The sequence below is a fragment of the Flavobacterium piscis genome, from assembly GCF_031457575.1.
In the GTDB taxonomy this organism is placed as follows: Bacteria; Bacteroidota; Bacteroidia; order Flavobacteriales; family Flavobacteriaceae; genus Flavobacterium; species Flavobacterium piscis_A.
The window spans coordinates 72,651-92,222 of sequence record NZ_JAVDWQ010000009.1; the positions used below are offsets into that span (position 1 = coordinate 72,651).

At 33.2% G+C, this 19,572-nt stretch carries 22 protein-coding genes; 16 read left to right on the forward strand and 6 right to left on the reverse strand.

Going from position 1 to position 19,572, the window contains the following annotated elements; genetic code table 11:
• The first annotated feature begins 170 nt into the window (after positions 1-170).
• The 4 genes from J2W48_RS13825 to J2W48_RS13840 all read left to right on the forward strand — a co-directional run bounded on the left by J2W48_RS13825 (position 171) and on the right by J2W48_RS13840 (position 3,585).
• Positions 171-962 carry a serine O-acetyltransferase gene (locus J2W48_RS13825; RefSeq protein WP_310282224.1) on the forward strand — a complete coding sequence of 264 codons (792 nt, stop codon included), beginning with the start codon at positions 171-173 and terminating at the stop codon, positions 960-962.
• Between the two features lie 3 nt (positions 963-965).
• On the forward strand, positions 966-1,853 hold the full coding sequence (cysM, locus tag J2W48_RS13830) for a cysteine synthase CysM (RefSeq protein WP_310282225.1): 888 nt from the start codon (positions 966-968) through the stop codon (positions 1,851-1,853).
• A 181-nt stretch (positions 1,854-2,034) separates the two neighbouring features.
• Positions 2,035-3,021, forward strand: coding sequence for an aldo/keto reductase (locus J2W48_RS13835; RefSeq protein ID WP_310282226.1), 987 nt, complete (start codon positions 2,035-2,037; stop codon positions 3,019-3,021).
• 123 nt (positions 3,022-3,144) lie between these two features.
• Positions 3,145-3,585: a hypothetical protein gene (locus J2W48_RS13840; protein WP_310282228.1), complete on the forward strand. Its 441-nt coding sequence runs from the start codon at positions 3,145-3,147 to the stop codon at positions 3,583-3,585.
• A 150-nt stretch (positions 3,586-3,735) separates the two neighbouring features.
• Here the strand turns inward: J2W48_RS13840 and J2W48_RS13845 are convergent, their stop codons facing one another.
• The gene (locus J2W48_RS13845; RefSeq protein ID WP_310282229.1) at positions 3,736-4,749 is read right to left on the reverse strand and encodes a sensor histidine kinase; all 1,014 of its coding nucleotides are present in this window, start codon (positions 4,747-4,749) and stop codon (positions 3,736-3,738) included.
• Positions 4,750-4,940: 191 nt separating this feature from the next.
• Here J2W48_RS13845 and rlmD point away from each other — a divergent pair, with 191 nt between their 5' ends.
• From rlmD to J2W48_RS13860, 3 genes are read left to right on the forward strand one after another with little or no spacing between them, the layout of a single operon-like run.
• Complete coding sequence (rlmD, locus tag J2W48_RS13850) at positions 4,941-6,353, forward strand: 23S rRNA (uracil(1939)-C(5))-methyltransferase RlmD (protein ID WP_310282230.1); 1,413 nt, start codon at positions 4,941-4,943, stop codon at positions 6,351-6,353.
• 12 nt (positions 6,354-6,365) lie between these two features.
• Positions 6,366-6,902 carry a DUF6452 family protein gene (locus tag J2W48_RS13855; protein WP_310282231.1) on the forward strand — a complete coding sequence of 179 codons (537 nt, stop codon included), beginning with the start codon at positions 6,366-6,368 and terminating at the stop codon, positions 6,900-6,902.
• Positions 6,874-7,683 carry a DUF6048 family protein gene (locus J2W48_RS13860; RefSeq protein ID WP_310282232.1) on the forward strand — a complete coding sequence of 270 codons (810 nt, stop codon included), beginning with the start codon at positions 6,874-6,876 and terminating at the stop codon, positions 7,681-7,683. The genes J2W48_RS13855 and J2W48_RS13860 overlap by 29 nt, the downstream gene beginning before the upstream one ends.
• Positions 7,684-7,750: 67 nt before the next feature.
• Here the strand turns inward: J2W48_RS13860 and J2W48_RS13865 are convergent, their stop codons facing one another.
• The 3 genes from J2W48_RS13865 to J2W48_RS13875 form a co-directional block, all read right to left on the reverse strand.
• Positions 7,751-8,446, reverse strand: a complete 696-nt coding sequence (locus J2W48_RS13865) for an aspartate/glutamate racemase family protein (RefSeq protein WP_310282233.1) — start codon at positions 8,444-8,446, stop codon at positions 7,751-7,753.
• A gap of 18 nt (positions 8,447-8,464) precedes the next feature.
• Positions 8,465-8,701: a hypothetical protein gene (locus J2W48_RS13870; RefSeq protein ID WP_310282234.1), complete on the reverse strand. Its 237-nt coding sequence runs from the start codon at positions 8,699-8,701 to the stop codon at positions 8,465-8,467.
• Positions 8,702-8,791: 90 nt separating this feature from the next.
• Positions 8,792-9,955 (reverse strand): THUMP domain-containing class I SAM-dependent RNA methyltransferase, encoded by a 1,164-nt coding sequence (locus J2W48_RS13875; RefSeq protein ID WP_310282235.1) that lies wholly within the window; start codon positions 9,953-9,955, stop codon positions 8,792-8,794.
• Positions 9,956-10,109: 154 nt separating this feature from the next.
• Between J2W48_RS13875 and J2W48_RS13880 the strand changes: the two genes are divergently transcribed.
• Both J2W48_RS13880 and J2W48_RS13885 read left to right on the forward strand, forming a co-directional pair.
• Positions 10,110-10,874 (forward strand): class I SAM-dependent methyltransferase, encoded by a 765-nt coding sequence (locus J2W48_RS13880; RefSeq protein WP_310282236.1) that lies wholly within the window; start codon positions 10,110-10,112, stop codon positions 10,872-10,874.
• Between the two features lie 15 nt (positions 10,875-10,889).
• Complete coding sequence (locus J2W48_RS13885) at positions 10,890-11,558, forward strand: ZIP family metal transporter (protein ID WP_310282237.1); 669 nt, start codon at positions 10,890-10,892, stop codon at positions 11,556-11,558.
• A gap of 159 nt (positions 11,559-11,717) precedes the next feature.
• Here J2W48_RS13885 and J2W48_RS13890 read toward each other — a convergent pair whose 3' ends face one another.
• Entirely contained in the window at positions 11,718-14,102 is a 2,385-nt protein-coding gene (locus J2W48_RS13890) for a TonB-dependent receptor (protein ID WP_310282238.1), read from the reverse strand.
• A 156-nt stretch (positions 14,103-14,258) separates the two neighbouring features.
• Positions 14,259-15,401, reverse strand: coding sequence for a helix-turn-helix domain-containing protein (locus J2W48_RS13895; RefSeq protein ID WP_310282239.1), 1,143 nt, complete (start codon positions 15,399-15,401; stop codon positions 14,259-14,261).
• A gap of 104 nt (positions 15,402-15,505) precedes the next feature.
• On the opposite strand from J2W48_RS13895, the gene murQ reads away from it, so the two are divergent.
• From murQ to J2W48_RS13930, 7 genes are all read left to right on the forward strand, one after another.
• Positions 15,506-16,318, forward strand: a complete 813-nt coding sequence (murQ, locus tag J2W48_RS13900; protein WP_310282240.1) for an N-acetylmuramic acid 6-phosphate etherase — start codon at positions 15,506-15,508, stop codon at positions 16,316-16,318.
• Positions 16,319-16,424: 106 nt separating this feature from the next.
• A complete protein-coding gene (locus tag J2W48_RS13905) occupies positions 16,425-16,646 on the forward strand; it encodes a DUF6095 family protein (RefSeq protein ID WP_310282241.1) in 222 nt (73 codons plus the stop codon).
• Positions 16,647-16,673: 27 nt separating this feature from the next.
• The gene (locus J2W48_RS13910; protein ID WP_310282242.1) at positions 16,674-16,907 is read left to right on the forward strand and encodes a hypothetical protein; all 234 of its coding nucleotides are present in this window, start codon (positions 16,674-16,676) and stop codon (positions 16,905-16,907) included.
• The gene (locus J2W48_RS13915; RefSeq protein ID WP_310282243.1) at positions 16,895-17,467 is read left to right on the forward strand and encodes a pentapeptide repeat-containing protein; all 573 of its coding nucleotides are present in this window, start codon (positions 16,895-16,897) and stop codon (positions 17,465-17,467) included. Before J2W48_RS13910 ends, J2W48_RS13915 begins: the two co-directional genes overlap by 13 nt.
• A gap of 2 nt (positions 17,468-17,469) precedes the next feature.
• Positions 17,470-18,045: a DUF1572 family protein gene (locus J2W48_RS13920; protein ID WP_310282244.1), complete on the forward strand. Its 576-nt coding sequence runs from the start codon at positions 17,470-17,472 to the stop codon at positions 18,043-18,045.
• Positions 18,046-18,336: 291 nt separating this feature from the next.
• Positions 18,337-18,708 (forward strand): DNA topoisomerase IV, encoded by a 372-nt coding sequence (locus J2W48_RS13925; RefSeq protein ID WP_310282245.1) that lies wholly within the window; start codon positions 18,337-18,339, stop codon positions 18,706-18,708.
• Positions 18,709-18,735: 27 nt separating this feature from the next.
• Complete coding sequence (locus tag J2W48_RS13930) at positions 18,736-19,506, forward strand: TerC family protein (protein ID WP_310282246.1); 771 nt, start codon at positions 18,736-18,738, stop codon at positions 19,504-19,506.
• The last annotated feature ends 66 nt before the right edge of the window (positions 19,507-19,572 follow it).

Here is a 19,572-nt window from a genome sequence, read left to right on the forward strand (position 1 = left end):
TTACGCATTTAACTTCTTAAGAATCATATAAATTATTGAGCAGTAAAATTCTTTTATTTATCACAAATACAATTCTCAAAACAAAATTTCTTTAAGTAATTAGTACCTGTATTTACAAAAAACACCTTACTTTTAGCCTTTCAAAATTTATTCATTCAATTTTTATAATTGTGTCAAAAGATCTTATCATACAAAACATAAAAGCTTTAAAAAGCCATTTAAATATAAATTACGGAATCAAGACTAAAACTGAAGATTTTACCGAGAAGCTTTTTTATACCCTTTTTGATTCGAATGCTCCGTTAAATGAAAGCATCGATGAACTCGAAATACGCTTTAAAGAAATTGCTGTTTTAGCTTGCAAAAAACCGGAAAATTTATGCGAATCTATTTGGGATCGCTTTCTGGAAAAATTGCCCGGCGTTTTAGAAAAGCTAAATCAGGACGCAAAATATATCTTAGAAAATGATCCTGCATCAAACAGTATTGATGAAGTCTATTTGGGATATCCCGGTTTTTACGCTATTGCCATTTACAGATTAAGCCATGAATTATATCTTCTTGATTTATTACTGTTCTCCAGATTAATGAGTGAATATGCACATAGAATTACCGGAACAGATATTCATGCAGGTGCTACAATTGCTTCTCCTTTTTTTATTGATCACGCTACCGGAATTGTTATTGGAGAGACTACTGTAATCGAAAAACATGTCAAAATCTATCAAGGAGTTACATTAGGAGCTTTAAGTGTGAGCAAAGAAATGAAAAACGCAAAACGTCATCCTACGGTAGAGAAAAATGTTTGCATCTATGCAAATGCCACTATTTTGGGGGGCGGAACTATTATTGGTAAAAATAGTATTATAGGTGGAAATGCATGGGTAACCAAATCTATTCCTGCTGGTTCTATTGTTATGAATACGACAACAACTGAAGTGAAAATTAAAGAAATAAAATAAAAAATGAGGCCACAGAAATTGCTAAACCTAATTGGGAATACTCCATTGATGGAAACTGTCAATTTGGTTAAAAATAAAAACGTAAAACTTTTACTGAAACTCGAAGGAAATAATCCCGGTGGAAGCGTAAAGGACAGAGCGGCATATAACATGATTGCATCAGCACTGGAAAGAGGCGACATTCAAAAAGGAGATAAATTAATTGAAGCAACAAGTGGCAATACCGGAATTGCTTTGGCGATGATTGCACAATTGTTTCAAATAGAAATAGAATTGGTGTTACCGGAAGATTCTACCAAAGAACGAACACAAACGATGCGTGCTTATGGCGCTACAGTGATTTTAACACCTGCCAGTGAAGGAATTATTGGTTCACGTGACTATGCCGACAAAAAAGTGGCAGAAGGCGGTTACATCATGTTAAATCAGTTTGCAAATGATGACAACTGGAAAGCACACTACAAAACCACTGGTCCGGAAATCTGGAATGATACTGAAGGAACCGTAACGCATTTCGTTTCGGCAATGGGAACAACAGGAACCATTATAGGAACTTCGACTTATTTGAAAGAAAAAAATCCGGCTATACAAATCATAGGCGCACAACCAAGCGACGGATCGCAAATTCCGGGAATCCGTAAATGGCCGAAGGAATATTTACCGAAAATTTTTGATGCTTCAAAAGTAGATACTGTAATTGATATAAGCGAAGAAGAAGCAAGACAAATGACTAAAAGATTAGCGCTAGAAGAAGGCGTTTTTGCCGGAATGAGCAGTGGAGGATCTGTTGCCGTTGCTTTAAAAATAGCCGAACAATTAGAATCTGGCATTATCGTAGCTGTTATTTGCGATCGCGGAGATCGTTATCTTTCTTCTGATTTATTTGACTAAAAAAGGCGCAAAGCTACAAAGGTAGAGAGTACAAAGTTTTATAAAACTGAAGCACAAAAAACCTTAAAACCCTCAAAAAAGACGCACTGCTGTGCGCCTCTACAGGAAACCTCTGAACCTCTGAACCTCTGAACCTTTGAACCTTTGAATCTCTAAACCTTTGTAACTTAAAAACAAAAAAATGGACTACCGTAAACTAGGCAAAACCAATTTTAATATATCTGAAATCTCACTTGGCACCTGGCAGGTTGGAGGAAAATGGGGATCTGCTTTTAATGATACAATGGCAGACGAACTTTTAAATACTGCCATTGATAATGGTGTGAATTTTATTGACACTGCCGATGTTTATGAGAATGGTTTAAGTGAAACTGCTGTTGGACGTGTAGTTCGTTCACGATCAGAACGTATTTATGTGGCTACAAAATGCGGCCGGCATATAAATCCGCATGTTAGTGAAGGCTATCAGCCAAAAGTACTTCAAAAATATATTGAAGACAGTTTAAAAAGAATGAGATTAGAAACTTTAGATCTAATTCAGTTGCACTGTCCTCCTACTGAAGTTTTTTACCGACCAGAGATGTTTGAAATGTTTGACCGATTAAAAGATCAGGGCAAAATTTTGAATTTGGGTGTAAGTGTTGAAAAAGTCGAAGAAGCGCTGAAAGCAATTGAATATTCTAATGTATCGACTGTTCAGATTATTTTTAATTTGTTTCGCCAGCGTCCTTCTCAATTATTTTTCTCTGAAGCCAGAAAGAAAGATGTCGGAATTATTGCCCGAGTTCCTTTAGCAAGTGGCCTCCTGACAGGCAAGTTTGATTCAAAAACTACCTTTGAGGCAGATGATCACCGCAATTTTAATCGTAACGGAGATGCATTCGATAAGGGTGAAACTTTTTCTGGAATTGATTACGAGTTAGGACTTAAAGCTGTTGAGGAATTGAAATCATTATTTCCAGAAGCTTCAAATCTGGCTCCATACGCCCTGCAATGGATTTTAAGTTTTGAAGATATCAGTTGTATTATTCCCGGTGCTTCAAAAGAAAGTCATGTGCATTCGAATTTATCCGTTTATGATTTACCAAAATTAAGTCAGGAGAAAATTTTGGCTATGAATAAAATTTACGAAGAATATATCAAACCTTCCGTACATCAGCTATGGTAATTCTTGAGATTCTGAGGTTCTAAGTTTCTGAGTCACTAAGCTTTTAACTAAGCATCGTTTAAAGCTATTTAAACACTTCCATCTTAGTACCTTTACGACTTAAAACCTCAGAACCTTATAAAAATGTTTACAAAATCAAATTTTAAAGAATGGTTCAATCGGTATAAATATGCTGAGTTAGCGAGTACAAGTGCTGCACTTTCTACCTCTTATTTTAGTAAAATCTACAGCGGATTAACCACAGCTTATTTAATTACGTTTGCAGAATATCTGGCTTTTTACAGCGTTATTTTATTTTCCTCCTATAAAAAATTATCAAAGCAGAATAAACTCTTAAACAAAAGAACTTCTTATTCAGAAATTTTCAAACTTCTAAAAAACCTAGTTTTAGAATTTGGTTATCCTGCTTTTTTAGATTTTTTATTTATTCGTCCGTTTTGTATGTATTGGATGCCGATACTGTGTGGTAATTACTTTTTTGGAATTATTCTTGGGAAAATTTCAGCTGATTTGTGTTTTTATTTCTTTACGATTGTCAATTATGAAATCATTAAAAAGAAATGAATTTTTAGTTTTTTAACCCAAAAAAACTACACTTTTCTTATATTAAACCCTTTACATTTGTTAAACAGTAACAGGCGATGGTAAAACCAAATATGATAAATCTGTCATTGAAAAAATAAAGAAATTACAAATCAATAACTGGCAATAAAATCACATTTCAAAAACAATTTTAAACTCTGCTCCTTTATTTTTCCCTTCACTTCTTGCGGTCAATTTTCCGCCACTTTTTTCTACAATTTTTTTACACAAATACAAGCCAATTCCTGTAGATGTTTCGTTAGCCGTTCCTAATTTGCTCATCTTAGTGAATTTCCTGAAAATTTCATCAATTTGATTTTGATTGAAACCCATTCCATTATCCGAAACAGTAATTACCAAATTGGTGTTTTCATTAAAAACCCTGATTTGAATTACACTATCAAAGTAAGAGAATTTTATGGCATTACTAACTAAATTTACTATTACCTGAACCAATAAGCCTTCATCTATCCTAAGCTTGACTTCTGATACCGCAACATCCAAATCCAGTTTTATATTTTTATCTATTAAACGCTGTTTAACCTGCTCTGTAATAAAAGGCAAAATTGCTGATAATAAAATCGTTTTAGTCTCCTGATTGATATTCAAAATATCATCTTGCTCTTTAAGCAGTTTAATAAAGTTATCTATATATCTAAATTGTAAATCAGTTGACTGGCAAATTAACCCGGCAAGATCTTTAACTGGTTCCGGTGGATTCTCATCGATAATTAATTGGGCCAGCCCTTTAGGATTCCCTGCAAAATTTTTCAAATCATGAGAAAGCATGTAAACCAAATCCTGTTTTTCATTAATGAAATTTTCAGTCTCATAAATAGATTCCTGAATATTACGCATTAATAAACCGGCTTCATCAATATATTCAGTAGGAAGTTTTGACAGGATTCTGTCCCTGCGATATTCATTTAGGGATTTTGAAGCTAGCAAGATCGGTTGCATCAATTTATTTAACACCACCAATGTTAGCAAAGTGGCAGCCAAAGTCATAATCAAAGCAAAAATTAAAATCGAATCAGATGAAATAGTATTTTTAGCATACAGGACAAAAAACAAAATCCCGATTAAAGGAATATGAACCCCAATAAAAGCAACAAATAAAAATTTAAAAGCATAGCTTTTTTTCAAAAAACTAATCTTTGATAGTGTGTGGTACAACTTCATAAGACATAACAATTCCAGGTTAAATGCAGATTTTTAGGGATTCCGTATAAAACAAAGTTAACTTATAAAGGCAATCAAATCAATAAATTAAAGAATTTGATAAAATATTTTCAAAATTAAATTTATAAAAGTTTACAAACCCTTATTTTTGCGCTATGGGAAGAAAAAATACAGACAAGGTTGTCTTTCATCAAATACAGGTTCTTGATGCCGGAGCTAAAGGCGTATCAGTAGCCAAAGCGCCAGACGGAAAAGTAATCTTTATCCCGAATGTAGTTCCGGGAGACGTAGTTGATGTACAGACATTTAAAAAACGTAAAGCATATTACGAGGGAAAAGCAGTTAAATTTCATGAATTATCAGAACACCGAATTGATCCAATTTGTCAGCATTTTGGTGTTTGCGGAGGCTGCAAATGGCAAAATATGAAATACAGCCAGCAGTTGTATTACAAACAGAACGAAGTTAAAAATCATTTACAGAGAATTGGAAAAATTGAACTTCCTGAATTCGAGGATATTCTGGGGTCTGAAAAGCAGTTTTTTTACAGAAATAAAATGGAATTTTCTTTTTCAAACAGCCGTTGGTTAACAGAAAAAGAAATTGACAGTACCGAAGATTTAGGAAATCGCAATGCGCTAGGCTTTCATATTCCTAAAATGTGGGATAAAATTCTTGACATTACCAAATGTCATTTACAGGAAGATCCTTCAAATGCCATTCGAAACGAAATTAGGGATTTTGCAAACGAGCATAACTTAACTTTCTTTAATCCAAGAGAACATTCCGGCTTATTAAGAACTTTTATGATTCGTACGGCTTCTACCGGAGAGATTATGGTTTTGATTCAGTTTTTCGAAAATGATAAAGCCAATCGCGAATTGCTTTTGGATCATCTATACGAAAAATTTCCACAAATTACTTCGTTGCAATATGTAGTAAATTCAAAACAAAACGATACTATTTATGATCAAAATATAAAGTTATACAAAGGAAGAGATTACATATTGGAAGAAATGGAAGGTTTAAAATTTAGCATTAACGCCAAATCTTTTTACCAGACCAACTCAGATCAGGCTTACGAATTATACAAAATAACCCGTGATTTTGCGGGTCTTTCAGGTCACGAAACTGTTTATGATTTATACACAGGAACTGGGACTATTGCCCAGTTCGTTTCTAAAAAAGCCAAAAAAGTAATTGGTGTAGAAAGTGTTCCCGAAGCAATTTTAGATGCGAAAGCCAATGCAGAACGCAATAATATTACCAATTGTGAGTTTTTTGTTGGAGATATGAAAGTCGTTTTTAATGAAACTTTTATTGAGCAGCACGGAAAACCTGATGTTATTATTACAGATCCTCCGAGAGACGGAATGCATAAAGACGTTATCGAGCAGATTTTAAAAATTGCTCCTGAAAAAGTGGTTTATGTTAGTTGTAACTCGGCTACGCAGGCTCGCGATCTAGCTTTAATGGATGAAAAATATAAAGTTACACGTGTTCGCCCTGTTGATATGTTTCCACAAACGCATCATGTCGAAAATGTTGTACTTTTAGAACTTCGATAACACAAATTATAAATGAAAAAAATACTGTATTTTTTATTACTCTTTGCATTTGGTTTATCAAGTTGTGAAAAAGATGACATTTGCGATGGCAATACACCAACTACTCCACGGTTGATTATTACTTTTTATGAGTTCAAGACTCCATCTGTCAGGAAAAGTGTAACCAGATTGAAAGTCATTGGCGAAGGTCAGACGGATGGGGTAGTTTTTAATAAAAATGGCATAGATGAGAATAAATATTTAACCAGTAGTGATTCTATTGCTATTCCTTTAAAAACGGATGAAGATACCGTAACTTTCAGCTTTATATTAAACTCAGGAAGCACTAATCCCGCCCTTACCAATACTGATCAGATAAAATTCAATTATACCAGACAAAATGTCTATGTTTCCAGAGCCTGTGGTTTTAAAACAATATATAAATTAGATATCCAAACTCCATTTGAGAAGACAGACCCCGGTAGTGATGGATTCTGGATGGAAGAGATTCAAGTACAAAATCCTAACATTGAATTTGAAAATGAAACACATGTCAAAGTATATTTTTAGTATTTGTTTATTGTGTTCGATGTTTTTGGTCCAGGCACAGGAAATACAAACAGATACAGTAACGAAAAAAATTAGTTCCGAAAAACTAAAAGTTACATCAGAAAAAACTGTTCAAGCGATAACAACCGATAGCATTCCTGTAAAAACTAATCGCTACGGTTTACGTGTTGGTGTAGATTTGTATAAATTAACCCGTGGTTTTTATGATAAAGATTATAAAGGTGTAGAATTTACAGGTGATTTTCGACTGACAAAAAAATATTATCTGGCTGCCGAATTGGGTATTGAGGATAAAACTACTGATGATGACCGATTAAATTCGACCGCAACAGGGACATATATAAAAGCTGGTTTTGATTATAATACCTATGAAAACTGGCTTGACATGGAAAACCTGATTACAATAGGGCTTCGTGGTGGTTTTAGTACTTTTAGTCAGGAATTAAATAGTTATAAAATTTACAATTCAAATCCGTATTGGGGAGAAAAACCTACCATCACAGAGGGTGAAAAATATACTGGTTTAACCGCAGCATGGGGAGAAGTTGCTTTAGGACTAAAAGCACAAGTTTTTAATAATGTGTTTGTTGGTTTTGGCGTTCAACTAAAAGTTTTAGTAGCAAACAAAAAACCGGACGGCTTTGATAATCTTTACATCCCGGGTTTCAACCGAACGTATAACGGAAGTTTCGGTGTAGGATTCAATTATACCGTCTCATATTTTATTCCGATCTATAAAAAGAAAGTTCTTCCTAAAATAAAAGAAACTCCTGAAAAATAGTTTTTATCCACAGAATAAACCTCGAATTAAAGGAATTTAAGTAATTCTTTAATTCGGGGGAATTTTCTCAGAATGACAACTGAAAATCAATCGCGGAATTTGCATGAATTAAAGTCGTATCAAAAACAGGAACCGATAAATCATCTGCCTTTATCACTAACGGAATTTCGGTGCATCCTAAAACAATTCCTTCGGCGCCATTTTTAATCAATTCATTTGCGATTTCTAAATAACGCTTTTTGGTTTCATCCGTTACAAGATTTCTTCCTAATTCTTCAAAAATGGTGTAATGAATAAAATCTTTATCATTTTCGCTAATTGGGATAATTGTTTCAATTCCTTTATCAGCCAATTTATCTTTAAAAAAATCTAGTTCCATCGTGAATTTTGTTCCCAACAAACCAACTTTTCTGATTTCTTTTTTCTGAATTTCAACAGCCGTTACAGCTGCAATATGAATAATAGGCAGGTCGATTTCTTTTTGAAGTTTGTCTGCGATTAGATGCATCGTATTGGCACATAAAACAATAGCTTCTGCCCCGCCCGATTTTAAAAATTCACATCCTTTTAAAAGCATTTTAAAAGTAGAATCCCAATCGTTGGCATCATTGTTTTTTTTAATATCTGCATAATTAAATGAATAAACCAAACATTCAGAGAAGTTCAAACCTCCAAGTTTCTCATTTATCCCAAGATTTATAAGTTTGTAATAATCGGAGGTCGAAACCCAGCTTATACCACCAATAAGTCCAATTTTTTTCATAATACTGCTTAAAAATAATTACCCAATTTCCCTTATCCCTTTTATAAAAATCCATTTCATAAAAAGCTTTTCTCCATCTTTGGTTTTTACCGCCTGAAATTTAGGCGAAATCAAAGTAGCTACGATAAAAGAAGTCATCGGAATCCAAAGTCCTGTTAATTGTGTATAGTTTGCCACAATAAATCTTCCTAAAATAAATAGGATCGCAAAACATCCTAACTGATATAAAAAAGCTCTTACTTGTAATTTTGTCATTTTTTTCTTTTTAAAGGTTCAAAGTTACAAAGGCTCAAAGCAACAAAGTTTTTTCTCTTTTAACCTTTGCCTCTTTGTAACTAATTTAAACTATTCAGAAACCTGAAATTTCGTTCTCTTGCTTCCTTCGTACATTTCGTATTTTACCAAACGTGCTTCAAGACTTGCATTGAAAAGTTTGATTTTTCTGGAAGGTTTTAATCCCACAAATTTCAAGGCTTCAAGATTTGCCGTAATAAACCATGCATTCGTTCCCGGGTAACTTTTCTTAAGTGTATCTCCAATATTCTTGTAGAATTCTTCCATATGAATATCCAGACGTTCATCATACGGTGGATTGAAAACCATATGTAATTTACCTTCAACCGCTTTTTCAGTATCAAAAAAGTTGTTTTCTTCGATTGTTATATAATCTTCCAGATTAGCATTTTTGATATTATCCTTGGCTTTTTGAACGGCACTTGGCGCTTTATCAAAACCTTTAATTGTATAATGAAATTCTTTTGTTTTTTTCATCAGGCTGTTTACAATCTGATCGAACAAGTCATTATCCCAGTCTTTCCATTTTTCAAAAGCAAATTCTTTTCTGTTGATGTTTGCCGGAATATTACAGGCAATCATAGCGGCTTCTGCTAAAAAAGTTCCTGAACCACACATTGGGTCCAAAAAATGAGTCTGACCTTCCCAGCCTGATAACAATAAGATTCCTGCTGCCAGAACTTCATTGATTGGCGCAATATTCGTAGCTGTTCTGTAACCACGCTGATGCAATGAATTTCCCGAAGTATCCAAAGCAACCGAAACCTGGTCTTTATCAATATGTACGTTGATCCGTAAATCCGGAAAAGCTTTATCAATACTTGGTCTCTGTCCTGTCCTTTCTCTAAACTGATCGACAATAGCATCTTTACATTTTTGAGAAACAAACTCAGAGTGATTAAAATAAGTCGAATGTACCGTTGCATCAATTACAAAAGTCTGATTGGCATTTAGCAATTTTGACCAGTTTACACCTGAAATTCCTTTGTATAATGCCTGCTCATTATTCGCTCTGAATGAATAAATTGGTTTTAAAACTTTAAGAGCGGTACGCAACGACAAATTGGCTTTGTACATAAAACCTTTATCTCCTTTAAAACTTACCATTCTCACTCCCTTTTCAACATCCTGAGCTCCAAGATCCTTTAATTCTTTTTCCAGTATTTCTTCAAAACCAAAAAAACATTTGGCTATCATTCTAAAATTTTCTTCCATTTTTATATTTGAATTAAAACAGATTTAAACAAAAATAAATCTGCAATAAAAACTTTCTTAATGCACAACTATAATAGGTATAGTCACGAAATAGTTATTTTTCGGCAAAAATACACTAAATTTGCCGGACTTTGAATTAATTGAAATAGAATAAATGTCTGAAGCACCCAACTCATCAACACCAAATCAGGAACGTAACACTAAAAACTGGTTTACTTCATGGTTTGATACCCCGTATTATCACATTCTCTACAAAGATCGGAATTACCGGGAAGCCCAGATTTTTATGGATAATTTAACGCATTATCTAAACCTGCCAGAAAAAGCAAAAGTTCTGGATCTCGCCTGTGGAAAAGGGCGCCATTCTATTTACTTAAATCAATTAGGATTCAATGTATTAGGTGCTGATTTATCTGAAAACAGTATTACTGAAGCGAGTAAAAACAGCAATGAAACTTTGCATTTTAAAGTGCATGATATGCGTGAACCTTTCGAGGAAAAATTCGATGCTATTTTCAATCTCTTTACCAGTTTTGGTTATTTCGAAAACGACGATGATAATTTGACTACTTTAAAAGCCATCAAAGAAAGTTTATCCGAATATGGTTTTGCGGTAATCGATTTTATGAATGTTGCTCAGGTAATTGAAACTTTGGTTCCTGAAGAAGTGAAATCTGTAGACGGAATCGATTTTAAAATCAAAAGATATGTTCAGGATGGGCATATTTTTAAAGAAATAGACTTTGAAGATCAAGGACATCAATATCATTTTACCGAAAAAGTAAAGGCATTGACTTTAAAAGATTTCGAAGAATTAATGGTCGAAGCCGGTATTTTTCTGTTGGATATTTTTGGCGATTATAAGCTGAAAAAATTCCACAAAACCGAAAGCGAGCGATTAATTATGATTTTTAAATAATTTGGTACTCAACAAATGAATTATTTATTACCCTTATTTTCTGTACTTTTAGGATATCTTGTAGCTTTGTTTTTAAAACCAAAAAACAAAACCAATCTCAAATTATTACTTGCTTTTAGCGGGTCTTTCCTGTTGTCGTTAACTGTAATGCACCTTTTGCCGGAAGTTTATCAGTCGCACAATCATAAAATTGGCTTGTTCATCATGATCGGAATCTTATTCCAGATCATATTGGAATTTTTCTCTAAAGGAGCTGAACACGGGCACGTACACGGGCATGCTAAAATGTCTCAGATTCCGTGGCTGCTTTTCATCAGTTTGTGCATACACGCCTTTTTAGAAGGTTTTCCTGTTAGCCATCATCACGGTTTAGCCATCGGAATCGCCATTCATCATTTACCAATTGCTGTGATTCTAACCACCTTTTTCATCAATGCCAGTCTGAACAAAAAAGCCATTTTTGCTTTCATGCTTACTTTTGCAATTATGACTCCGCTTGGAACGGTTGCTTCAGAATATTTGCCTGTTTTAAACAAGTATTATACTGAAATAACTGCCATTGTAATCGGAATATTATTTCACATTTCATCGACTATAATTTTCGAAAGCAGCGAAGGGCACAAATTTAATGTTGCCAAAGTTTCCATGATTGTCCTTGGAATTTTATTGGCATTTTTATTATAATCAGGGCGTGACCACATTTACAAAAGACGTTTAGATTTCCTAACAGGTTTTTCAACCTGTTAGGTATAAATTTGACGATGATAAAAAAGGTAAACCTAACAGGTTTTAAACACTTATTCTTCTTCTCTTTCAATTATCTAATTGACCCAATTATCTAATTTAATTCCCCGTTCTCTTTTTCTCTTCCTGATTTCCAAAAGCACGCTCCTTCACATTGATCTTTTTATTTCCGAAATTATAAACTACAGACAAACGCACAAATCGATTACTTTCCCTCTGGTTATATACCTGTTTTATTCCATTTACAACCGAAGTGAAATCTTTTAAATAAGACGTATTAAAAATATCATTTGCCAAAAATGCAATTTGCATGGTATTATTAAACAAATCCTGTTTAAAACCAATGTCAAAACTAGATGCATACCCTACTTCATACAAACCACTTTTAAAAGGCGAACTGTAACTAAAATCAATCTGCAGTTTTGATGTTCTCCCTAATACAAAAGTATTGTTTGTCGAAAAATCAATTTGTAGACTGTTTGATGGCATAGCATTAATAGCTGTAATAAACTCTGTTTTTGCTCCTAAAAAATACAATGAATTTTCGCTTGACCACCAATCAGCGAAACTTACCGAATAAGTTTCCCCTATTCCATAATTTAAGTTTTTAAAATAATTCTCACGCGTTACAATCTGGGTATTTGTTTCCGGGTTTGAGGTAAACAAAACGCCGTAGCCGTTTGTGATTGCATTGACAAAAACGCTGGTTCTCAATATTTCTTTATACGAATGAGCAAATTCAAAATCATCACTAAACGAAGGTTTTAAAAACGGATTTCCCTCAGAATAACTATTACTGTTGATATAAATTCTAAACGGATTCAGCAGGTCGAAACGAGGTCTGTTGATTCTTTTTCCGTAATTTAAACTGAAACTATTATTTTCGTTTTTCTTATAAGAAACATACAATGTTGGAAATAATTTCAAATAATTGTTTTCTGTTTCCTGATTCATTGTTTCAGAAAATCCGTTAGTTTGGGTATTCTCCAATCTCAGTCCCATTTGAAAATTCCATTTTTCATTTAGTTTTTTATCTGCATTAACATAAATAGCCTGATTATTTTCAGTGTATTTAAATCGGTTGGATTGGTTAGTATCTAATTCCGGGATTCCTGTAATCGTATTGTAGTAAAGTACATCACTAATACTATTTGTAAAACTCATTTTTGCCCCGTAAGATAAATTTAACACTTGAAGCGGATGTTCCATATCGGCCTTAAAACTCCTGTTGTTAATATCCTGATTCGAAATATTTCTTCCCGACTGATTTACATCTACAAAAGTCATATCTGGCTCATAATTATTGGCAATAAAATTTCTGTCAAATTTTGAATGGTAATCAAAATAATCCACATCAAAAGATAATTTTCGTTTTAAGGAATCTAGTTTGGTAATCAAATGCATATTATAAGTTTGGTTTCCAGATCCTTTATCGGTAAAACTGTTATTCAAAGTAACATTATCCAATTCATTTTGAGTAGTATACTTATCAATTCTGATATCCGATTTAAAATCAGGATTATTGCTGTCGTTTAAATATTGAAAACCAATAGTCGTACATTCAGAAAGATCATAATCTAACGCCAATTTACCGGAAAGATTTTCGGTTTTTACCTTTGTTGTGCTTTTCATATGCGAAAGTCCATCAGGAAAATACATTTTTAAATCATCTGTTGCATTTAAATAACCAGTTTTTGCATTAACACTAGCCGAAAATCTAGACTTGTTTTTATTATAAAAGAAGTTATCTCTTAAAGTATAAATACCATATTTATTTTGATCGTAAGAAGCTGTGGTTGTATTTTTCCAGGAATCCCGGACACCTTTTTTCATGATAATATTAATTAATCCGCCGGTTCCTTCAGCCTCATATTTAGCCGGCGGATTACTGATAATTTCAATGTTTTTAATATCACTTGCTGATATTGATTTCAAGAAATTATTTAGTTCTTCACCAACTAATTCAATCATTCTTCCGTCTATCATAACACGGGAAGTTCCTTTTCCTAATATATTAATGGTGTTATTCTGCACTACAACTCCAGGTGCCGTATTAATGGCGCTCAAAGCATCACCACCAACCGTTGTAACGTTATTTTCAAGATTATAGACCAAACGATCTGTTCTTTGTTCGATGGTTTTCTTTTTAGATTGAATGACAACCTCTGTTAGACTGGTCGTGATTTCTTTTAAAATGATTGTTCCTAAATCAGTGTCTGCTTCTATAGAAATTTCCTTTTCAGATTCTGTATATCCCAAAAGACTGATTCCTATTTTGTACGAGCCTTTTTTAAGATTAACTTCAAAACTACCCTCTTTATTAGTTGTAGTTCCATCAATGATTTTTCCTTCTGAATTTGATATTGAAATATCTGTCCATTCTAATGCAGTTGTTTCGCTGGATATTTTTCCTTTTAATTTAAATGATTGTGCTAAACAAAATAAAGGCAATAATAAAAAGATAAGGAAGCTTGCTTTTTTCATGATTTCTAATTTTTAAACTTGTTTCGATTAATTTGAAGCAAAGTTGCCTTAGAAATTTTCGGAATTCGACCGACAAAAAAAAGTCGAACCAATTTCTATTGAAGAAATCAGTTCGACTTTTATTGGCCTGAAGTATGACTTTTTACAAATCGCTTATTATGAAGCATTTCTATAAGCTGTAGGTGTTAAATTAGTGTATTTTTTGAAAGAGGTATTAAATGAAGATTTTGAATTAAAACCGACTTCATATAAAATTTCCAAAACCGTAAGCTGGCTTTTGGATTGATCCTTCAAAATATTCATTGCTTTTTGAATGCGGTATTCATTCACAAAATCAAAAAAGTGCTGATCCATATAATGATTAATCAAAACTGATAAATCCCGAACCGGAATATCAATCTGATTGGCGAGTTCCTGTATGGTAAGCGACGGATCGAGAAAAGGTTCTTTTTCTGCCATATATTGTTTCAATGTAGAAATCTGACTGGAAATCGCATCATCCTGAACATTGGTTGTTTGTGATTTTTCTTCATCTTTAGGCAGAATATCTTTTGCCAATTGTAATTTAGAGTTGATTCCCCTAAAAAGTTCGGGATGATTCAATGCTTTCATTACTAACCAACAGGTAATAAATAAAGCTACACTTCCTACTACTACATTTAACCAAAGAAATGTTTGTCTGTAATCGCTATAACGCAATAAATTTTTTAATGCCACTAGACAGTGTGCGATAAGAAAAACAGTGGTCATCTGAAAAAGATACTTATAAGTCAAAGTACACGAATTGGTATAGTTTTCCAGATAAATCTCTCTATATTTCTTCAAAATTAAAAATACACTCACGATATAAAACACATACTGAAATTCAATTAAAGCCTGGATTAAGTATATTTCAGGCATATGATCAAGATCCCCGGATAAAAGTTTCATACCGGCATTACTGGCCAGATAAAATCTGGGAAGAAAAACCAAATTGACTACAATTATAGGAAGTAAATGCACTAAATGCTTCCGTTTTAATTTAAAATCAGAATAACAAACTGATAGTACATAAAGGTAAAACAATGGCATTGCCAACAAACAGATTGTCCATCTAAAAATCACTAAATTGAGATAACCCTGAATGTAATCAAAAACAAAAAAACCGCTAAGGTCTATAGCAGAGACGATAAAGAACCATGCAAATAAACGGTTCGCCAATTTATTTTCGGTTTTAACAGTAAATAAAAAAAAGGCCATCAATAAAGACACAAAAACCGAGATACGTGCAATCCCCTGCAACAAGCTTAATCTATCCATTTATCTTTAATATTTAACAAATATAATATTTTAGTTCTTGCAAAAAGGTTCTAAAAATTGCAATAAAAAACAGTAATTTTGAACTGGTCCAATTTACATATAAAATGACATTTACTAAAACCACAGAACAAGCATCAAAATACGAACATTTAGAAAAAATGTCGGTTCATGAATTGCTTACCAATATTAATAACGAAGACAAAACCGTTCCGGATGCTGTAGAAAAAGCATTGCCACAAATTGAAGCTTTAATAGCTCAAGTTGTAGCCAGACTAAAATTAGGCGGACGAATATTTTATATAGGTGCAGGGACTTCAGGACGTTTAGGCGTTGTTGATGCCTCAGAATGTCCTCCTACTTTTGGGGTTCCTTTTGATTTGGTAAACGGAATTATTGCAGGTGGAGATACTGCAATCCGCCGGGCCGTAGAAAACGCCGAAGATAATGCAACACAAGCCTGGATCGATTTACAGGCGAATAATATTGGTGTAAATGATGTCGTCATCGGAATTGCTGCTTCAGGAACAACTCCTTATGTAATTGGCGGCTTAGAAACCTGCAATCAAAATAGTATCCTAACGGGCTGTATTACCAACAATGCTGGAAGTCCACTAGCTTTAACGGCACAGTTTCCTATTGAAGTGGTTGTGGGGCCGGAATTTGTTACCGGAAGTTCGAGAATGAAAGCCGGAACTGCCCAAAAATTAGTTCTGAATATGATTTCGACAGCATCAATGATTCAACTCGGGAAAGTAAAAGGAAATAAAATGGTCGATATGCAGTTGAGCAACATCAAACTGGTAGATCGCGGCGTCAAAATGATTATGGGAGAAATTCCGGTTTCATACGAACAAGCTTCTGAATTATTGAAAAAATACGGAAGCGTGAGAAATGCTGTAGATAATTATTTAAAGTAAAAGGTTTTCTCTAAAATGTAAGATGACTTTTTTATAACATAAAGTTTGTTATTTCGATGTGAGGAGAAATGACAAAACTGTGATAAACCTGAAACAAAATTAAAACATGGCAACAAATAAAGAATTATTAGGAAAAGGAGTTAAATATTTATCTGGCTCTCTTCCTCTTTTATTCATAGGACCTTCGTTGATTTATAATGCCTTTATGAATCAGCATACCAACTGGCATTATTTGGTTTTAGGAACTGGAATTGTGGCTTGTTTAAGTGCTATGTTTTTAATTTTTTACGGATTGAAAATCATTATGAAAGGTTTGTTTAATGACTAATTTGTATTTTTACTAAAATTCTTAATTATGTATATTCAAGCTGAATTAAATTGGATTCATCAGGAAATTGATAAAGTAAAAGATCCTTCTTTTATCGAAAAATTGAAACATCTTTTACAATCCATCAACAACTCAAATGTTGACTCGGATACTGCTTACAATTTAGATATTGAAAATACCTTAGATAATATTAAAAAAGGAAATTTTTATACTGAAGATGAAGCCAAAGAAATTGCTAAAAAACATTCATGGAAAGCCTAATTCACATTCAGAAAACCTTCGAGAAAGTCATTTACATTGATAAAAAAATAAACAATCGGGAGTTCGAGGATTGTGTATTTAAAAACTGTGATTTTTCTAACAGTAATTTTGCCTACAATACTTTCTTAGACTGTGAATTTATCGACTGCAATTTGTCGATGACCAGTCTATCAGGAACGAGTTTAAAGAATGTGACTTTCAAAAATTGTAAACTTCTGGGAATCGCATTTAACGAATGTGACGACTTTTTGTTTCAGGTTTATTTTGACGAAAGTGCTTTGGATTATGCTATTTTTTCGAATAAAAAAATGCCAAAAACGAAATTTATCAATTGCTCTGTGAGAGAAGTTACTTTTATAGGAGTCAATTTAACCAGTTCGGTTTTTGATAATTGTGATTTGGATGGTGCTATTTTTAATGATACCCAATTGGCTGCAGTAGATTTTAGAACGGCTTACAATTACAAAATTGATCCTGAATTTAACCCGATGCGGAAAGCACAATTTTCAACTCAGGGAATCGTAGGGCTTTTAGATAAATACGATATTAAAATTGTATAATTATGGAAGCTCATATATCTTATTTAGAAAGTGTTAAAAAACAATTTTTGTATTATAAAATGCTGGGCGAAAAGTCAATGGATCAATTAGAACAGGAACAGCTTTTTGTATCTGTAAACGAAGACACCAACTGTATTGCCACCATTATAAAACACATTTCTGGCAATATGCTTTCGCGCTGGACAGATTTCCTGACTTCTGACGGAGAAAAAGAATGGCGCAATCGTGATGCTGAATTCGAAAATGACCTGCAATCGAAAGAATCCGTTTTAGAAGTTTGGAATAAAGGATGGAAATGCTTTTTAGATACTCTAGAAAGTTTACAACCGGAACAGCTTTCGGATATTATTTATATTCGCAATGAAGGTCATACCGTTATTGAAGCTATTAATCGTCAGCTGGCACATTATCCGTATCATGTTGGGCAGATTGTTTTTTATGCTAAACAATTAAAAAACAGTCCTTGGGAAAGTCTGTCAATTCCGAAAAATAAATCCGGAAATTATAATGCTGAAAAGTTTGCCAAGGAAAAAGAAATTAAGAACTTTACGGATGATGAATTAGAAAAATTGAAATAAAAAGATTTTTGAATGCAGATCAACGAATTTTGATTTCAGATTTGATGTTAGAAAATAAAAGCATACAATTTTTTTAGGGATTCGCACATCTAAAATCAAGAATCGTTAATCAAAAATCTGCAATCAAATTGATTGATTTTTACTTACATAATAAAATATCCCAGGGTGACATGAAAACAGCTGCCTAGCCCTGATTGAAGTAAAAATCCTTTTGTGACGCTTCTTTAGCGGAACAAAAGATTGTAACGAAAAGCAGGATTAAGCTCCTAAAAAAACAACTTAACATTAAAGATGAAAAAATTACTATTACTCCTCCCACTACTATTACTAATGTCATGTTATGAGGCGGAGCGCAATTGCAAGGATTTCAAAAACGGGAAATTCAAATTTGAATATGAAGTTGATGGTGTAAAAAAAACAACCTTTTTTGAACGCAAAGATGATATCGAAATTGAAACTTACAATGGAAAAACAGATACCTCAACAGTACGCTGGGTAAGTGATTGTGAGTATATATTGCAAAAAAAGCATCCTAAAAACCGGGCCGAGGAAAAAGCAATTGGGATGAAAATCCTGAATACTTCAAAAGACTCATACACTTTTGAATTTGGAATGGTGGGATCAGAAGAAAAACAACGAGGAACGGTAATAAAAACCGATTGAATTAGATAAAAACATAAAGCTCAAAAAATGGAAGTATTTTTGAATCCTGATGCCTGGATTGCCTTATTGACACTGACTTTTCTTGAAATTATTTTAGGGATTGACAACATTATTTTTATTTCGATTGTTACCGGAAAACTGCCTGAAGAAAATCGCAAAAAAGCAACACGAATTGGTTTATTTTTAGCCATGTTCATGCGTATTGCGCTATTGATGGGAGTCTCTTATTTAATTGCTATGAAGGCCATAATTTTTAGTATTCACTGGGGATGGTTAAATGGAAGTTTCACGGGACAGGCGATAATTTTATTTTTAGGAGGACTGTTTTTAATTTATAAAAGCACCAAGGAAATTAGAGAAAAAGTAGATCATAAAGGCGAAGAAGAAAAAACATTAAAAACGTCTGCAAAAAACAGTTTTTCGAATGTGATTGTGCAAATCCTGTTAATTGATTTAATTTTTTCTGTAGATTCAATTTTAACGGCTGTTGGTATGACCAATGGTGTAGAAGGAGCTTTAACTATTATGATTACGGCTGTTGTAATTTCTGTAGCGGTTATGATGTTATTTGCGGTTCCGGTTGGTAATTTTGTCAACAAAAACCCTTCGATACAAATATTAGGACTTTCGTTTTTAATCTTAATTGGTTTCATGTTAATTACGGAAAGTATGCATTTATCTAATGCTATTCTTATAGGTGAACATATCGGGGCAGTTCCAAAAGGGTATTTGTATTTTGCGATTTCCTTTTCTTTGGCTGTAGAATTCGTTAATATGAGAGTTCGAAAAAAACAGTAATCTAATTCGCATAAAGCTCCAAAGGAGCTTTTTTTATGTTTATCTAAAAAAATAAATCTGTTTCTT

Excerpts from the sequence above, each read along its gene's own strand:
- cysM (WP_310282225.1), top strand. The coding sequence starts at position 966 with ATGAGGCCACAGAAATTGCTAAACCTAATTGGGAATACTCCATTGATG.
- J2W48_RS13835 (WP_310282226.1), top strand. The coding sequence starts at position 2,035 with ATGGACTACCGTAAACTAGGCAAAACCAATTTTAATATATCTGAAATC.
- J2W48_RS13840 (WP_310282228.1), top strand. The coding sequence starts at position 3,145 with ATGTTTACAAAATCAAATTTTAAAGAATGGTTCAATCGGTATAAATAT.
- rlmD (WP_310282230.1), top strand. The coding sequence starts at position 4,941 with ATGGGAAGAAAAAATACAGACAAGGTTGTCTTTCATCAAATACAGGTT.
- J2W48_RS13855 (WP_310282231.1), top strand. The coding sequence starts at position 6,366 with ATGAAAAAAATACTGTATTTTTTATTACTCTTTGCATTTGGTTTATCA.
- J2W48_RS13860 (WP_310282232.1), top strand. The coding sequence starts at position 6,874 with ATGAAACACATGTCAAAGTATATTTTTAGTATTTGTTTATTGTGTTCG.
- J2W48_RS13865 (WP_310282233.1), bottom strand. The coding sequence starts at position 8,446 with ATGAAAAAAATTGGACTTATTGGTGGTATAAGCTGGGTTTCGACCTCC.
- J2W48_RS13870 (WP_310282234.1), bottom strand. The coding sequence starts at position 8,701 with ATGACAAAATTACAAGTAAGAGCTTTTTTATATCAGTTAGGATGTTTT.
- J2W48_RS13875 (WP_310282235.1), bottom strand. The coding sequence starts at position 9,955 with ATGGAAGAAAATTTTAGAATGATAGCCAAATGTTTTTTTGGTTTTGAA.
- J2W48_RS13880 (WP_310282236.1), top strand. The coding sequence starts at position 10,110 with ATGTCTGAAGCACCCAACTCATCAACACCAAATCAGGAACGTAACACT.
- J2W48_RS13885 (WP_310282237.1), top strand. The coding sequence starts at position 10,890 with ATGAATTATTTATTACCCTTATTTTCTGTACTTTTAGGATATCTTGTA.
- J2W48_RS13890 (WP_310282238.1), bottom strand. The coding sequence starts at position 14,102 with ATGAAAAAAGCAAGCTTCCTTATCTTTTTATTATTGCCTTTATTTTGT.
- J2W48_RS13895 (WP_310282239.1), bottom strand. The coding sequence starts at position 15,401 with ATGGATAGATTAAGCTTGTTGCAGGGGATTGCACGTATCTCGGTTTTT.
- murQ (WP_310282240.1), top strand. The coding sequence starts at position 15,506 with ATGACATTTACTAAAACCACAGAACAAGCATCAAAATACGAACATTTA.
- J2W48_RS13905 (WP_310282241.1), top strand. The coding sequence starts at position 16,425 with ATGGCAACAAATAAAGAATTATTAGGAAAAGGAGTTAAATATTTATCT.
- J2W48_RS13910 (WP_310282242.1), top strand. The coding sequence starts at position 16,674 with ATGTATATTCAAGCTGAATTAAATTGGATTCATCAGGAAATTGATAAA.
- J2W48_RS13915 (WP_310282243.1), top strand. The coding sequence starts at position 16,895 with ATGGAAAGCCTAATTCACATTCAGAAAACCTTCGAGAAAGTCATTTAC.
- J2W48_RS13920 (WP_310282244.1), top strand. The coding sequence starts at position 17,470 with ATGGAAGCTCATATATCTTATTTAGAAAGTGTTAAAAAACAATTTTTG.
- J2W48_RS13925 (WP_310282245.1), top strand. The coding sequence starts at position 18,337 with ATGAAAAAATTACTATTACTCCTCCCACTACTATTACTAATGTCATGT.
- J2W48_RS13930 (WP_310282246.1), top strand. The coding sequence starts at position 18,736 with ATGGAAGTATTTTTGAATCCTGATGCCTGGATTGCCTTATTGACACTG.